General features: G+C 33.3%; 14 protein-coding genes, 1 tRNA gene and 1 riboswitch. Of the genes, 13 read left to right on the top strand and 2 right to left on the bottom strand.

The window, feature by feature from the left end; genetic code table 11:
• The first annotated feature begins 141 nt into the window (after nt 1–141).
• The 5 genes from DFR80_RS06775 to DFR80_RS06755 all read left to right on the top strand — a co-directional run bounded on the left by DFR80_RS06775 (nt 142) and on the right by DFR80_RS06755 (nt 6,401).
• The gene (locus tag DFR80_RS06775; protein ID WP_073158298.1) at nt 142–2,382 is read left to right on the top strand and encodes a heavy metal translocating P-type ATPase; all 2,241 of its coding nucleotides are present in this window, start codon (nt 142–144) and stop codon (nt 2,380–2,382) included.
• A 107-nt stretch (nt 2,383–2,489) separates the two neighbouring features.
• Entirely contained in the window at nt 2,490–3,110 is a 621-nt protein-coding gene (locus DFR80_RS06770) for a class I SAM-dependent methyltransferase (RefSeq protein WP_114489540.1), read from the top strand.
• 112 nt (nt 3,111–3,222) lie between these two features.
• Nucleotides 3,223–3,591: a metalloregulator ArsR/SmtB family transcription factor gene (locus DFR80_RS06765; RefSeq protein ID WP_073158292.1), complete on the top strand. Its 369-nt coding sequence runs from the start codon at nt 3,223–3,225 to the stop codon at nt 3,589–3,591.
• 751 nt (nt 3,592–4,342) lie between these two features.
• A complete protein-coding gene (locus DFR80_RS06760) occupies nt 4,343–5,731 on the top strand; it encodes an AAA family ATPase (RefSeq protein ID WP_114489539.1) in 1,389 nt (462 codons plus the stop codon).
• Entirely contained in the window at nt 5,724–6,401 is a 678-nt protein-coding gene (locus DFR80_RS06755) for a hypothetical protein (RefSeq protein ID WP_147270176.1), read from the top strand. Before DFR80_RS06760 ends, DFR80_RS06755 begins: the two co-directional genes overlap by 8 nt.
• Before the next feature lie 48 nt (nt 6,402–6,449).
• Here DFR80_RS06755 and DFR80_RS06750 read toward each other — a convergent pair.
• Nucleotides 6,450–6,524: transfer RNA gene (locus DFR80_RS06750), tRNA-Arg, on the bottom strand.
• A 234-nt stretch (nt 6,525–6,758) separates the two neighbouring features.
• Here DFR80_RS06750 and DFR80_RS06745 point away from each other — a divergent pair.
• The 4 genes from DFR80_RS06745 to DFR80_RS06730 all read left to right on the top strand — a co-directional run bounded on the left by DFR80_RS06745 (nt 6,759) and on the right by DFR80_RS06730 (nt 11,988).
• A complete protein-coding gene (locus DFR80_RS06745; protein ID WP_114489537.1) occupies nt 6,759–7,652 on the top strand; it encodes a cation diffusion facilitator family transporter in 894 nt (297 codons plus the stop codon).
• Nucleotides 7,653–7,712: 60 nt separating this feature from the next.
• Nucleotides 7,713–7,815, top strand: a riboswitch (SAM riboswitch).
• Between the two features lie 163 nt (nt 7,816–7,978).
• Entirely contained in the window at nt 7,979–8,866 is an 888-nt protein-coding gene (metF, locus tag DFR80_RS06740) for a methylenetetrahydrofolate reductase [NAD(P)H] (protein WP_076544537.1), read from the top strand.
• Nucleotide 8,867: 1 nt separating this feature from the next.
• Nucleotides 8,868–9,614 carry a Vitamin B12 dependent methionine synthase activation subunit gene (locus DFR80_RS06735; RefSeq protein ID WP_114489536.1) on the top strand — a complete coding sequence of 249 codons (747 nt, stop codon included), beginning with the start codon at nt 8,868–8,870 and terminating at the stop codon, nt 9,612–9,614.
• Nucleotides 9,598–11,988 (top strand): homocysteine S-methyltransferase family protein, encoded by a 2,391-nt coding sequence (locus DFR80_RS06730; RefSeq protein ID WP_114489535.1) that lies wholly within the window; start codon nt 9,598–9,600, stop codon nt 11,986–11,988. The genes DFR80_RS06735 and DFR80_RS06730 overlap by 17 nt, the downstream gene beginning before the upstream one ends.
• Nucleotides 11,989–12,056: 68 nt before the next feature.
• Here DFR80_RS06730 and DFR80_RS06725 read toward each other — a convergent pair whose 3' ends face one another.
• On the bottom strand, nt 12,057–12,575 hold the full coding sequence (locus DFR80_RS06725) for a gamma carbonic anhydrase family protein (RefSeq protein ID WP_076544540.1): 519 nt from the start codon (nt 12,573–12,575) through the stop codon (nt 12,057–12,059).
• A gap of 140 nt (nt 12,576–12,715) precedes the next feature.
• Here DFR80_RS06725 and nadD point away from each other — a divergent pair, with 140 nt between their 5' ends.
• Genes nadD through rsfS form a run of 4 tightly spaced genes read left to right on the top strand, consistent with a single transcriptional unit; the run spans nt 12,716 to nt 15,472 of the window.
• The gene (gene nadD / locus DFR80_RS06720; protein WP_076544541.1) at nt 12,716–13,318 is read left to right on the top strand and encodes a nicotinate-nucleotide adenylyltransferase; all 603 of its coding nucleotides are present in this window, start codon (nt 12,716–12,718) and stop codon (nt 13,316–13,318) included.
• A 4-nt stretch (nt 13,319–13,322) separates the two neighbouring features.
• Nucleotides 13,323–13,913, top strand: a complete 591-nt coding sequence (yqeK, locus tag DFR80_RS06715) for a bis(5'-nucleosyl)-tetraphosphatase (symmetrical) YqeK (RefSeq protein WP_076544542.1) — start codon at nt 13,323–13,325, stop codon at nt 13,911–13,913.
• A gap of 3 nt (nt 13,914–13,916) precedes the next feature.
• Nucleotides 13,917–15,089 (top strand): LCP family protein, encoded by a 1,173-nt coding sequence (locus DFR80_RS06710; protein WP_076544543.1) that lies wholly within the window; start codon nt 13,917–13,919, stop codon nt 15,087–15,089.
• A 14-nt stretch (nt 15,090–15,103) separates the two neighbouring features.
• Nucleotides 15,104–15,472 carry a ribosome silencing factor gene (rsfS, locus tag DFR80_RS06705; RefSeq protein WP_076544544.1) on the top strand — a complete coding sequence of 123 codons (369 nt, stop codon included), beginning with the start codon at nt 15,104–15,106 and terminating at the stop codon, nt 15,470–15,472.
• Nucleotides 15,473–15,493: the final 21 nt, after the last annotated feature.

Raw genomic sequence — 15,493 nt, 5'->3', positions numbered from 1 at the left:
ACCTAAGGGTAAATCTTTTTATTTAAATAATATATGAATAAGTGCTCAATCATTGTTGACAAAAATCGAATTCAATGGTATACTATATATGAACAATTATTCAATTAATCATATATTAAATTATAACTAGGGAGGATTATTATGCCAGAAAAAGCAGAAAATAAGAAAAAGAAATTTGAACTAGAAGGTTTGGCCTGTACTAATTGTGCAGGTAAGATTGAGAAAGAAGTTAATAATTTAGAGGATATAGAAAAGGTGAGTTTGAATTTTGCTACCAGCACGATTACTGTTGAAGGAGAGGGTGCTGATAATTCATTTGAAAATGAATTGCAAGAAATTGCAGATAGAATAGAACCTGGCTTAACTGTTAAGGAGTCTAGAAATAGACGAAAAAGAGCTAATCAAAAGTCTGATCACAACCAGGTCCATGAACATAATCACGAGGACGGTCGTGTAAATGATCACGAAGAGAGTCACGGACATGATCGCGATCATGGGGTTGACGATGAAAATTCTTATCTTAAAAAACGATTCTGGCCGGGAACAATAATTTTTGCTCTGGCAATAATTCTATTCGAACTACCATTTTTGGAAGTAGAATTGGGAAGTTTATCAATATATCTGGAATGGCTACTTTTTGGTTCCAGTTACCTGCTTATCGGTGGACCAGTATTAATGGCAGCTTTCAAAAATATAAAGCGAGGCCAGGTCTTTGATGAGAACTTCTTAATGAGTATAGCAACAATTGGAGCTTTTTCTATTCAGGAGTTTCCTGAAGGTGTAGCAGTAATGCTTTTCTACATGGTTGGTGAGATTTTCCAGGAAAGAGCAGTTGACCGTTCCAGACGCTCAATTAAAAAATTAATGGATATAAGACCTGATTATGCTAATTTAAAACTTGAAGATACAACAAAAGAGGTTGACCCTGAAGATGTTCAAATAGGTGATATAATAATTATAAAACCTGGTGAAAAAGTACCACTTGATGGAGAAGTGCTTGAAGGAAGTTCTATGGTAGATACTTCAGCACTTACCGGGGAATCTGTTCCGCGTAAAGTTGAAACTGGTGATGAAATTTTGAGTGGAACAATTAACAAAGATGGTTTATTAACAGTAGAAGTGACAAAAGAATATGGTCAGTCAACAGTATCTAAGATTTTGGAACTTGTGGAAAATGCCAGTGCAAAAAAAGCACCAACTGAGAAGTTTATTACTAAATTTGCCCGTTATTATACACCGGTTGTAGTCTATTCGGCTCTGGCTATTGCGGTCTTACCGCCACTATTTTTACAGGGAGCAGCCTTTGCAGACTGGTTTTATCGAGCTCTTATCTTTTTAGTTATTTCCTGTCCCTGTGCACTTGTAGTATCCATTCCGTTAGGATTTTTTGGAGGAATAGGTCGAGCATCGCGACAGGGCGTTCTGGTTAAAGGTGGTAATTATCTGGAAGCACTGAACAATGTTAGTCAAATAGTATTTGATAAAACTGGAACTTTAACTAAAGGAGAATTTGCTGTTAGTAAGGTGGAATCATATAATGGCTTTAATAATGAGCAGATTTTAACTATGGCTGCTTATGCTGAAAGTCATTCCACCCACCCGATAGCAAAGTCCATTGTCGAAGCGTTTGACCAGAAAATTGATAATCAAAGAATAAAAGATTATCAGGAAATTTCTGGACACGGGATTAAAGCTGTGGTTGATGACAAAGAAATTCTGGCAGGTAATATCAAATTAATGAATAAAAATAACATTGAATATCAGGAAGTTGATGCAGATGGAACAATTGTTTATCTAGCGATTGAAAATAAATACGCAGGTTATATAACAATTACGGATGAATTAAAAGAGGATTCGATAAAGGCAATTAAGGGTTTAAAAGAATTAGGTATTAAGCAGTTAACTATGTTAACTGGTGATCGGGAGGCAGTTGCCGGGAGAGTAGCCCAGCGGCTTGGCTTAGATAATTATTATTCTGAACTTCTACCGGATCAGAAGGTAGATGAAATTGAAGAATTACTTGGCAGACAGAAAGAAAATGATAAACTTATCTTTGTAGGAGATGGAATCAATGATGCACCTGTTCTGGCTCGCTCTGATATAGGTGTTGCTATGGGAGGACTTGGTTCAGATGCAGCTATTGAGGCGGCAGATGTTGTCTTAATGACAGATGAGCCTTCAAAATTAATTACTGCTATTAATACTGCCCGGAGAACAAGAAAAATTGTCTGGCAGAACATTATTCTGGCCTTAGGTGTAAAAGGTATAGTACTTATAATGGGTGCTGTGGGTTTAGCAACCATGTGGGGAGCAGTCTTTGCCGATGTAGGTGTGGCATTAATTGCTGTCTTTAATGCTATGAGAATTAGCCGTAATGTTTAATTAAGCAAGTAAAAAATCCCTCTGAAGCTTAAAAATAATTTCATCAGAAATATGTTTGGATAAAATCTTCAGGGGGAAATCATTTATAAGGCTGTGGGGGGATTATAATGAAATATTATGATATCTTTTCTTATCTATATGATCTACTAGCACCTGACTGGTATTATCACAAGCCGCGAAAATTTGCTATTGAAAAACTGGATTTTAAAAAAAACAGTAATATAATAGTTTTACCCTGTGGAACTGGACAAAGTTTTAAATATCTTAAAAATCAGTTGAAAAGTAATGGTTTAATAATTGGTATTGATTATTCTGAAGGAATGTTGACAAAAGCCAGAAAAAAAATTAGAAAAAAAGGTTGGGATAATATAATAACTTTACATGAAGATGCTGCTAGATTTAATAAATCTGATATTGCATCTATTTCAGAAGAAGAATTAAATATTGATGCTATCTATCTCGAATTGGGTTTATCAGCTATGCCTGAATGGAAAAAAGTTATTGATAAAAGTCTTTCGCTTGTAAGGGTTGGCGGTAAAATTGTTATTATGGATTGGTATATGGAAGAACCCAATTTATGGGGCCGTTTTATAGACTTAATTGGTAATGCTGATGTTACTAGACCAACCTGGGAGTATTTAAAAAGCAGAAAAGAAGTGAAAGATTTTAATTTAAATCACAGTTTTAAAAATGGCGGTGTCTTTGTTGCTTCAGGATATAAAGTTTAACCCCAATAATTGCTGCTGTATAATTTAGATTAAAGTAAATGCCTTCTATTAGAAATTAATCTATGTTAAAATAAATATAAGGTGCTAGTTTTGATTTGGGGGAGATGATTTAATGGCAAAAGACAAAAATTTTTGTGATATGTGTGAAGTGTTTGACCCGGATGAGCAGGTTGTAAATTTAATGAAAGACCGTAAACTTCAAAAAAATATTGTTTATCAGCTTTCAGAACTATTTAAGACCATAGGAGATCCAACACGGATAAATATTTTATATGCTTTAAAAGATAGGGAGTTATGTGTTTGTGATTTGTCTGAAATACTGGAAATGAGTTCTTCTGCAATATCTCATCAATTAAGAGTTCTTAGGAACAATAACCTAGTTAAATATCGAAAGGAAGGTAGGTCTGTTTATTACTCTCTGGATGATAATCATGTTTTATGTTTGTTTGGACAGGGTTTGAATCACGTTTTAGAGGATTAATATTTTTATCTTTAGATGTAGTTTATAAAAATTAAACTTACTGGATTTTTCAGAAACAATGCATTTTATTATTGAACTATAAATTTGGGTGCGATTATTCACCCTCAGAGAAACCTTCATTTTGTTCAGTTATTGATGGAGCTTTTCTGGGGGTTTTATTTTGTATAATATTTTCTTCAGGGGGACTTAATAATTAGATATTATTTCGAGTTTTATGTAATATAATAAATTTAGGCTCAAGTAGTAAGTTGAAATATCAGGGAGGTGTTGAAAATGAAAGATAAGAAAAAAGTAGCTAAGAAAAAACCTGAGAAGAAAGAAGAAAAAAAGGAAATAAAGAAGTAATTCCTTTAATAAGTCAAAACTAAACAATGTATATTTTTCCCTGTAGACTAATAGTTACAGGGTATTTTTTGTTGAACTATTTGATTGGTGAAGTTGATGAGTGTTAAAAACCTCCGCACATATCTATAAGTGCGGATAACTTTAACGGATTGAACAGTTTACATGTTTAGCTTAACTATAAATTATTATAATGTAAGGTGTAATCGAAATGAGTACACCTTGTTTAACATCGTAAAATTTAATATAGGTTTAGTCTGAACAACTATTATGAGAATCAGCTGATAGACTATTTTTTTGACTATAATCTAAACTTTTTAACGAATATGATATTTTTTATACCGATTTTGCTGAAAATATTGCTTTTTATCACTAATAGTTGTATAATTTAATCAATGGAGGTGATCAAATGAAGGAGAGAATGCTGCGTCTGCAGCAGGTACAACTGAAAAATTTCAAGAATGTTAGGCAGGGTCAGATTGATTTTAACAGTTATAAAAGCGAAGACTTTTTTTCTAAAACATCAGATGTGCTGGGAATATACGGCCAGAATGGTTCTGGTAAAACTGCTCTTATTGAAGCTTTGTGGATACTGAAACTGGTCCTGCTTGGAGAATCTCTGCCTGGAGATATTAAAGATTATATATACCAGGGTGAGAAAGAAGCTGCTATAAATGCTGTTTTTTCTATGTCTTTGGGAGAAGATAAATATCAACTCTTTTATGAAATGGTAATTGAAAGAAGAGAGAATGCTGCTCCAGTTATTATCAAGGAAGATCTATCATATAAGAAACTTGAAGAAGATGGCTGGACATATAAGAGGGGGATAATAACTCACAACCTTGATGAGAAGGAGCAGTTGTTAAGTCCCCAAAAGAATTACAATTTGCTTACAAAGAACAATAAAGATGCTAAAGTGGATCTTAAAGTGGCTAAGGAGCTTGCGAAAAAGGAACAAACATCCTTTATTTTTTCTAGTGAGATGGATCATATTTATAAGGGTAATAAAGCCTTTAACGAATTTGCTGATATTATAATGGAGATTAAACAGTATGCTCGTATGAACCTGTTTGTGATCAGAAATTCTCGTTCAGGTATGATCAATGCAAATCTAATTATACCTTTCTGTTTTCAGCTTAGTGATTCAGAGAGAATAGAAGGTGGAGATCTGGCAATAGCTCTGTCTGAGCCGACAACAGTTCCTGAGCGGGTCCTCTCTATTGTCAAAAATGTTATCGAGAACTTAAACATCGTCTTAAAAGAGATAATTCCAGAGCTAACAATTAAAATTAAAGAGTATGGAGAAGAATTGGATGAGAATGGTGATCCAGTTATTAAAATAGAGCTGCTGGCAGAAAGAGGAGAGATTAAGATTCCTCTGAGATATGAATCAGATGGTATTAAAAAGATTATATCTATCTTGAGTGCAATGATTGCTATGTATAATAAGCCCGGTATTTGTCTGGCAGTGGATGAACTTGATGCTGGTATATTTGAATATCTTTTAGGTGAAATTCTGGAGATCATTCAGGATAGAGCTAAGGGACAGCTGGTCTTTACTTCTCATAACTTAAGACCACTGGAGAAACTGAATAAAGAGTCACTTGTTTTTACAACCACTAATCCTAAGAATCGATACATTAGATTTACCAATGTAAAGGAAACCAATAATCTAAGAAGCTTTTATTATCGTGGAATTAAGTTAGGTGGACAGGACGAGGAAGTTTATGAGAGAACAAATGAATACAAAATAGCCAGAGCTTTTAGGGCTGCTGGTAGAGTTGATGCTGATGACTAGAAAATTAATTCTATTCTTAGTAGAAGGTATAACGGAGGAAATATCTTTTGGTCTTATTTTTTCTGAGATATTTGAGGATAAAGAGATTGAATTTCAAATTGCTCGTGGAGATATAACTACCAGTAATGAAGTTGATTCTCGTAATGTCATCAGGAAGATAAATGAAGAAATTAAGTCATTTATGGATAGAGAACATTACAAGAAAAGTGATATCTCAGAGATAATTCATTTACTAGATACTGATGGAGCATATATCAGTGAAGATTTGATCGAAAAACATGATAAGGATAAGAATTACTATTATGTTGATAAGTTATGTACCAGACATCCTGAAAACACAAAGAAAAGAAATAATAAAAAAAGTAAAATTATGGATAGACTAAGTAGCCATTCAAAAATTAATGGAATTCCATATAAAGCTTACTACCTATCCTGTAATTTAGAGCATGTACTTCACAATGATGCAAATGTTGATGATAATCAAAAAGTAGAAAAAGCTGAAGAATTTAGTGATAGCTATTTTGAAAGGGAATTAGAGTTTTTAGATTTTATTAGAAAGGATAGTTTTGCTGTCGAAGGTGAATATGAAGAAACTTGGGAGTTTATTAAGCAGGGAAATAACTCCTTAAACAGATATAGCAATTTACACCTTGTTTTTGAAGATTTTTAGCATTTTTAATGGCATATTTTCCTATTAGTAATATGAAAACTAAACAAATGGTGCCCCCGGTAGGAGTCGAACCTACGCTCAAGGCTTCGGAGGCCTTTGCTCTATCCACTGAGCTACGGGGGCATTACTTAAATTATTTTAACAGACAGTTTGAATAATGTCAATAAGTTGTATGATTTTAAGTATTATTAGATTATTTGCTTAAAAAGATTATCAATATTTTTGAATCATATATAAATTCTTAAAAAAATTTAGCATAAAGAAATTATTTAACAGATATAAATTCTTTTAAATGCTACAATTTTTATAAATACAACTATACAGGGGGAGAAAATATGATTAATATTTGTGATTCTGATGAGTGAGCACCATCATGAACACGATCATTCTGCAGTTGAAAATATTAAATTTGCCTTTTTCTTAAATTTATCATTTTCAATTATTGAAATTATTGGTGGTTTGTTAACAAATAGTATGGCAATTTTGTCTGATGCCTTACATGACCTTGGAGATTCAATTTCTCTGGCAGTTTCCTGGTATTTGGAGAACTTTTCGCAAAAAAAAGCAGATGATGATTTTAGTTATGGTTATGCTCGTTTTTCTCTGCTGGGAGCTTTAATTAACAGTATAGTTTTAATTTTAGGATCGTTTTTTATATTATCTGAAGTGGTTCCAAGACTTTTTAATCCTCAAACTGTTCATCCTGAGGGAATGTTATTTTTATCTATTTTTGGGATAATAATCAATGGAATATCTGTTTTAAAATTGCGAGGGGGCAGTTCTTTAAATAAAGAGGTGGTTAGCTGGCATCTGATGGAAGATTTACTTGGTTGGACAGCAATTTTTATTGTTAGTATAATTCTGATTTTTAAAAGTGTTCCTATTTTGGATCCTCTTTTATCTTTATTAATTAATATTTACATTTTATATAATGTTATATCAAAGTTGAAAAGAGTTTTAGCTATATTTCTACAGGGGGTTCCAGATGACATTAATATTGAAAATTTACAACATAAAATTGTTGAACAGAGCAATGCTCTTGCTGTTCATCATACTCATGTCTGGACATTAGAGGGTGAGAAAAATTTCTTGAGTACACATCTAATTGTCAAAGATCAGATAAAAAGAGACGACATTATTGAATTAAAAACAAAAGTTAAAAAACTGCTTGCTGAAGAAGGAATTGATCATGTTACAGTTGAAATTGAGTATGAAAATGAAGAATGTGAGTCTGAAGACTGTAGGGCTTAAACCTGGAATTTACTTGACACAAATCTTTTAATATGGTAAAGTAATTAAAAATAGAAAATTGTCTTATCGAGAGTGGTGGAGGGATCTGGCCCTGAGAAACCCGGCAACCAGCAGTTATACTGCCCGGTGCTAAATCCAGCAGGTTAAGCCTGAAAGATAAGTAGTTGTGAAGCCCACTTCTACTTAAGAAGTGGATTTTTTCTTTTTTATGTTATTTTTTAAACATAAAATTTTAGAAGCTTTTAATAATTAAGCAGAGAGTAATTTGATTAGAGCTTATAAGTAAATAACTTTTAAAAGTAGTAGAGCAGTATGAGGAGGTTAAAATGAAAATTAAAAGTATTTTTGACGAAAAAGAAGTGGTATTTTCTCTGGAGGTATTTCCTCCCAGAGCAGATGTGCCAATTGAAAATATCTATCAAACTTTAGAGGAGCTGAAAGATATTGACCCTGATTATATAAGTGTGACCTATGGGGCTGGAGGTGGAGTTCACAAAAATCGAACCTGTGAACTATCTTCAATTATTAAAGAAAAATATAAGGTAGAAGCACTGGCTCATTTGACATGTATTAACTCTGATCAGCGGACTTTAAATAAAATACTGGCCAGACTCAAAGCAAAGAATATTGATAATGTGTTGGCTTTGCGGGGGGATAAACCTGTTGATGGTGACCCATTAGGAGATTATAATTATGCTTATCAGCTGGTTGAGCATATCAAACAACAGACTAATTTTGGAATTGCAGCTGCCTGTTATCCAGAAGGCCATTTAGAAACAGAGAGTCTGGATCAGGATATTGAGTATTTAAAACAGAAGGTAGATTATGGAGTGGATTATTTAATCTCACAGATGTTTTTTGATAATTCTCTTTTTTATAAATTCAGGGATAAAGTAGAGGAGAAAGGGATAAATGTACCAATTGAAGCAGGAATAATGCCGGTAATAAATAAAAAGCAGGTTGGAAGAATTATAGAATTATCTGATGCTTATTTTCCGGATAAATTTCAGAAGATTTTAGATAAATATGAAGATAATCCTGAGGCTTTAAGAGATGCTGGAATAGCATATGCAGTTGAACAGATAGTTGATTTGATTTCCAGTGAAGTAGATGGAATCCATCTTTATACTATGAACAACCCTTATGTGGCTCGTAGAATAAAAGAAGCCGTTGGTTCTTTAATAACCCACATTAATGGTAAAAAGGTTGGTTAAAATGGAATTTAAAATTGACAGAAAAGAAGTTTTAAGATACTTACAGACTGCTAAAGATATAGAAGATAAGAATATAAATCGTCTGCTTGCTGAATCAATTTCAGAAATAAAAGAGTTGATTAATTTTCGTTATCTATATCATAAATTTCCGATTGAACATACAAAAGAGGGTGTGAAAATAAAAAATACTACTTTAACTTTAAAAGGTAGAAGTATTAAAAAACATCTCCAAAATTCAGCGGAAATTTATCTAATGGCAGCCACACTTGGAGCTCAGGTAGATAAAAAGATTTCCTTTTATGAGAAAATTTCTGTAACTAAGTCAATGATTTTTGACGCCTGTGCCACTACAGCGATTGAAGAGGGTTGTGACCGGGTGGAAGCTGAAATTAAAGAGAAAGCACTAAAAGAAGGGAATGACGATATAACATTTCGCTATAGTCCTGGATATGGTGATCTCGGTATAGATATTCAAAAAGAATTTCTAAGGATTTTGAAGGCACCAAAAAAAATTGGCTTAACTGCTTCCAGCTATAATATGCTGCTTCCGACTAAATCTGTAACTGCAATTATTGGGGTTATAGACAAGAAAACAGCTGCAGAAGAACATTCAATTAAGCAGGAGCAGAAAATAGAAAATTCGAAAGATGGGGACTTAGAATTTGAAAAAAGGCACTGTAAAAATTGTCTTCTGTATGAAGATTGTGAGCTTAGAAGAAAGGGGATTTACTGTGGAGCTAAAGGCTAAATTGGGTAAAGAAATAATTTTATTTGATGGGGCAATGGGTACAGTACTTCAGCAGCGGGGGTTAAAGGCTGGCGATGTTCCAGAAAAATTAAATATTGAAAATAGCAAAGAAATTATTGATATTCATAAAAGTTATCTTAAGGCTGGTGCTGAAATTATAACTACCAATACCTTTGGAGCAAATGCTTTAAAAATGCAAGAAATTAAGTATTCAGTTGAAGAAATAATTACAGCTGGAGTGGAAAATGCCAGGCAGGCAGTAATTGAGTTAGGTGTTGACGCTGCAGTAGCTTTAGATATGGGACCTCTGGGAGAACTCCTGGAACCAATGGGCAGTTTAACTTTTGATGAAGCATATGATCTCTATCAGCAGCAGGTTCTGGTAGGAGTTGAATATGGTGCCGATTTAATACATATAGAAACAATTTCTGATCTTTATGAAGCCAGAGCTGCAGTACTGGCAGCTAAGGAAAATTCCAATCTGCCTGTATTCTGTACATTAACTTTTGAAGAAGATGGCCGCACTTTTACAGGTGGCAGTATTCGTTCTATGATATCTGTGCTGGAAGGTCTGGGTGTTGATGGAATTGGACTTAATTGTTCTTTAGGGCCGGAAAAACTGGAACCATTAGTAGAAGAAGTTTTGGAGTATTCTGAGAAACCAGTTATTCTGCAGGCAAATGCAGGTTTGCCAATAGTTGAAGATGGAGAAACTGTATTTAAGATTTCACCTGAAGAGTATTTTAAGCCGTTGGCAAGATTATACGAAAAAGGACTGGCAGTTGTTGGTGGTTGCTGTGGCACTAACGAAGAGTTTATTTCTTTGATTGCAGATAATTTAAAAAACAAAAAAGTCAAAGAACGGAATGTAATTAATGAAAGTTTTGTTTGCTCGCCTTCTCAGTATGTTAATCTAGCAGGAGTTAATGTAGTGGGAGAAAGAATTAACCCCACCGGTAAAGCAGCATTTAAACAGGCTTTGAGAAATGATGATTTAGATTATATTCTCAAGGTAGCGGTTGAAGAAGTTGATGCAGGAGCAGATATTCTTGATGTTAATCTGGGACTGCCTGAGATAGAAGAAAAAGAAATGATGGTCAAAATAATTAAAGAGCTGCAGGGGATTTTGGATACTCCCCTTCAAATCGATTCCAGTGATCCTGAAGTTATAGAAGAAGCTTTGAAATATTATAATGGGATTGCCATTGTCAATTCGGTTAATGGTGAAATTGAAGTTCTCGAAAATACTTTTCCTGCTGTTAAAAAATATGGAGCAGCAGTAATCGGACTGACTATGGATGATGATGGGATTCCTGATACTGCTGCAGGTCGTTTTGAGATAGCAAAAAGAATTGTAAAAAAGGCAGCTGAATATGGAATTAGTAGAGACAAAATTATTATTGACTGTTTGACACTTACTGCTTCAGCCCAGCAAGAGGGAGTTAAAGAAACTCTTAAAGCTTTAAAAATGGTAAAGAACGAACTGGGAGTCAAAACTACACTTGGAGTTTCCAATGTTTCTTTTGGGCTTCCAGCGCGTCCTGTTTTAAATAGAACTTTTTTGAGTATGGCCCTTTATCAAGGCTTAAATTTACCGATTATTGATCCTAATGATGAAGAGATGATGGCAGCTGTTAAAGCAGCAGCTGTTTTAAATAATATTGATCAAGGAGCAACAGAATATATAAAATATATGGCAGAAGTAGAGACTAATTCAGCTAAAACAGAAAATTCTCAAGAAAAAAATAAAAGTCATGATTTAAAAACAGTCATTGTAAAAGGTCTAAAAAGTGAAGCTGCTAATTTAACTGAGGAAATTTTAAAGGAAAAAGAAGCACTGGAAGTAGTAAATTCTTACCTGATTCCTGCTTTGGATATTGTGGGTAATCGCTACGAAAAAGGTGAAATATTTTTACCTCAGTTAGTGCAGTCGGCAGAAACTGTTAAAGAAGCTTTTGCTATTTTAAAACAGGATATGGCCAGTAAAGGGGGAAGGGATATTTCCAAAGGTACGATAGTAATGGCTACTGTAAAAGGGGATGTCCATGATATTGGCAAAAATATTGTTAAAACAGTACTTGAAAATTATGGATATCAGATTATTGATCTGGGACGCAATGTTAATATTAAAGAGGTAGTCCAGGCTGTTAAAGAAAATCAAATTAAACTTTTGGGATTAAGCGCTTTAATGACTACGACAGTTAAAAATATGGAAAAAACAATTAATGCTGTTCGTGAGATATCACCCACAACCAAAATTATGGTTGGAGGAGCAGTTTTAACGGCAGATTATGCTAAAATGATTGAAGCTGATTATTATGCTAGAGATGCCAGAGAAGCTGTTGAAATTGCCAGAAAAATATTTACTGATTAACTTTTATTTTAAGCATTTTAATAATCAAAATGCCTCCAATTTAAAATCTGGAGGCATTACTAATTTTGCTATTCTGTTATTTCACTATTTTCTTGTTCAGCAGCAAGCTCAGCATAATGAATAGCGTGTTGTTTTAACTCAATTATTTTTTCTTTTGTAATACTTCTTACTATTTTGGCAGGTACGCCTAAAACCAGACTGCCGGGCGGGATAACAGCATTTTCGGGGACAACTGCTCCGGCCCCTACAATTGAACCTTCTCCAATTTTAGCTCCACTTAAAATTGTAGTGTTCATTCCAATTAATGATTTATCTGCAATTTTACAGGCATGAATTACTGCATTATGACCAATTGTTACATAATCACCGATTTCAACTCCTCTGTTTTGCTCAACATGAATTGTTGAATTTTCTTGAACATTGGAAAATTTACCAATTTTGATCCTGGCAAGATCAGCTCTAACTACACTATTATACCAGACACTACTGTGTTCAGATAATTCTACATTACCAATTATTTTACTTCCGGGAGCAATAAAAGTGTTTTCGGCAACTTTGGGACTATAATTTTTAAATTTATAAAGCATTTTTAAAACCTCCAGTCATTTTACTCTAATTAATTATTTCTATTAAAAAGATAAAACTCCTCTTTATAAAGGTGATTAAACTTGCAAGCATTGTTAAAATAATTTATAATTAAAGATGTATGAAATTAGAGGTGAAAAATATGTCAAAAAAAAGAGTGGCTATTTTTGGTGGAACCTTTGATCCGCCACATTTAGGGCACTTTATTTTAGCTGAACAGATTGTAAACCGTTTTGATCTGAATGAAGTAATATTTATGCCTGCTGGTAGACCGCCACATAAAAAAAACAAGGATATTTCACCTGATTTTATAAGATTTAGTATGTTAAAATTAGCAGTAGATAACAATAAAAACTTTTTGCTTTCTGATTGGGAATTAAAAAATGATGGGTATTCATATACTGCAAAAACTCTGGCGCAGTTTGTACCCCAGTTAGATGCAGAAGAAGTTTTTTTTATTATAGGCGCAGACTCTCTCGCTGAAATTTTCAAATGGAAAGAACCTGAGTATCTATTATCTGAAGGAAAGTTTATTGTTTTTAATAGGTATGGTTATAATTTTGAGGATATTTTAAGTCAGCCCAAATATTTACCCTATCTGGATAATATCCTGACATATCAGGGGTTGAATATAGAAATCTCCTCTTCTTTTATTAGATCTGAAATAAAAAAGAATAAATCTATTCGCTATTTAACTCTGGATAGAATTGCAGAGTACATAATGGAAAATAATCTTTATAGGTGATTGGATGTCATTAAACAAAAAAAATTCGAATTCAAATCTTGATTTAGAAAAAATAAAATCACTGCTGGGAAAAGAAAGGTATCAGCATACAAAAATGGTATTGAAATCAGCTTTAAAACTGGCAAAAAAACTTGGCTTGGATTTAACTAAAGTAGAAACAGCTGCTTTATTACATGATATTGCTAAAAGCAAAAGAGATTTTGAATTAAAAGAAATAATTAAAGATTCAAGATGGGAGCCTGATCAACTCGAATTAGAGATAGAACCGGTTTTACATGCACCGGCAGGAGCTGTAATGGCAGAAGAACTTTTTGGTGTAACTGATTTGGAAATTCTGGAAGCAATTAGATTTCATACACTTGGTCATCCGGAAATGGGAAAGATTGCTCAGGTGATTTATGCAGCTGATTTTATTTCTGAAGATCGTAATTTTGATGGTTTAGATGGGATCAGATCAGAAATTGAATCAAATTTTTATTTTGGACTTTATTTAATAACTACTCATATTTTTAGATATCAGCTGGAAAAAAATAATTTTATTCATCCGTATTCGAATGATTTACGAAATAAATTATTAAAAAAAAGAAGTGATTAATAAATGTTGGAAAAATTAACTGACTGGAAATATATTGCATTAATAATATTTCTAGTTATAATTGGTGTTGCAATTCCCTTTTTGTGGAATGATGAATTAAGTCAGATTTCATCAAGTGGACCTTTTAAAGAAAATAAAGTAAACATTCTGGCTGTTGGGTATGATTCAAATGTCAACGGCCCTTCACGAGCAGATACTATTATTTTAATTAGTCTTGATGTAGAAACGAATGAGGCAGGATTAATCTTTTTACCGCGTGACACTTATGTGAATTCTGACAAAAGAAAATTTACCAAATTAAATTCTTCTCATGTTTATGGGGGGATTGAATTAACCCGCAAAACTGTAGAAGAAATGTTAGAAATTGATGTAGACTATTATCTGGAAACAGACTTTAGAGGTTTTGAAAAGATTATTGATCGTCTTGGTGGTGTAAATATTAATGTTTCTCGAAACTTACACTATGTTGATAAAGCGGGAGGCCTTTATATTGATATTCCTGCTGGTGAGCAGACTTTAAATGGAAAAGAAGCTTTAGAATATGTGCGCTACAGAGATTTAAGAGGAGATATTGGAAGGATTGAGAGACAGCAGAAATTTTTAGATGCTGTTTTAGCAAAGGTTCTTTCTCCTACCATAGTCACTAAGATTCCCGGAATAATAAAAGAGGTTAATAATGCTGTTAATACAAATATTCCGATTCAGGATATTACACCATTTTTAAACACAGCTAAAGAGATTGATCTCAGTAATATAGAAAGCAAAATGTTGCCTGGTAAAGCAAAATATATTAATGGAATTAGTTATTGGGTTCCTGATATGCAAGCAGCGGAAATAATGGTTGATAATTTGATAAGAAATAAATCTTATCTAAATAATAAAGACTATCAGCTCAATATTTTAAATGGAGTTGGCGAATCAGGTGCAGCTTCCAAAACGGCAGAGCTACTTAAAAAATATGGCTTTCAAATTGCAGATATAGGTAATGCTGATAATTATGCTTATCAAAACTCAATTATTAAATATTATGTGAAAGATGATCAGGAGACTGCTGCTAAGATTGCTGAATTACTTGGAGGTAAAACTGAATTTATAGAAACAGATAAAAATGTTTCTGAAGAAAAAAATAATAAGATAGAGGTTATAGTTGGTAAAGGCTATAGCAAATCTGTCTGAGGAGGAAGTTATTAATGTCAGATTTAAATATTAAAGATATTGCTTTAATGGCTGCTGATGCTGCCGATGATAAAAAAGCTGAAGACATAGATGTTTTAAATGTACAGGGCTTAACAGTAATTGCTGATTACTTTGTACTTTGTAGTGCTAATTCGGATAAGCAGGTCAGAGCGGTTGCCAGAGCTATTGAAGATAAGTTAGCAGAAAAAGGTATTGAACCTAAAAGAATGGCAGGAATGAATGATGCCCGTTGGGTCTTGATTGATTATGCCGATGTAATTGTTCATGTCTTTCAAAAAAGAGAAAGAGAGTATTATGATCTTGAAAGGCTCTGGTCAGACGCAGAGAAAATTCTGCGGCAGGAAGAGCAAGATAAAGAGTAGACTGACCCGAGTTTAATTTTA

It is taken from the genome of Halanaerobium sp. ST460_2HS_T2, assembly GCF_003337665.1.
Taxonomy (GTDB): Bacteria; Bacillota; Halanaerobiia; order Halanaerobiales; family Halanaerobiaceae; genus Halanaerobium; species Halanaerobium kushneri.
Note: the sequence above shows the minus strand (reverse complement) of the source record. Positions and strands in the feature narration are given on the sequence as shown.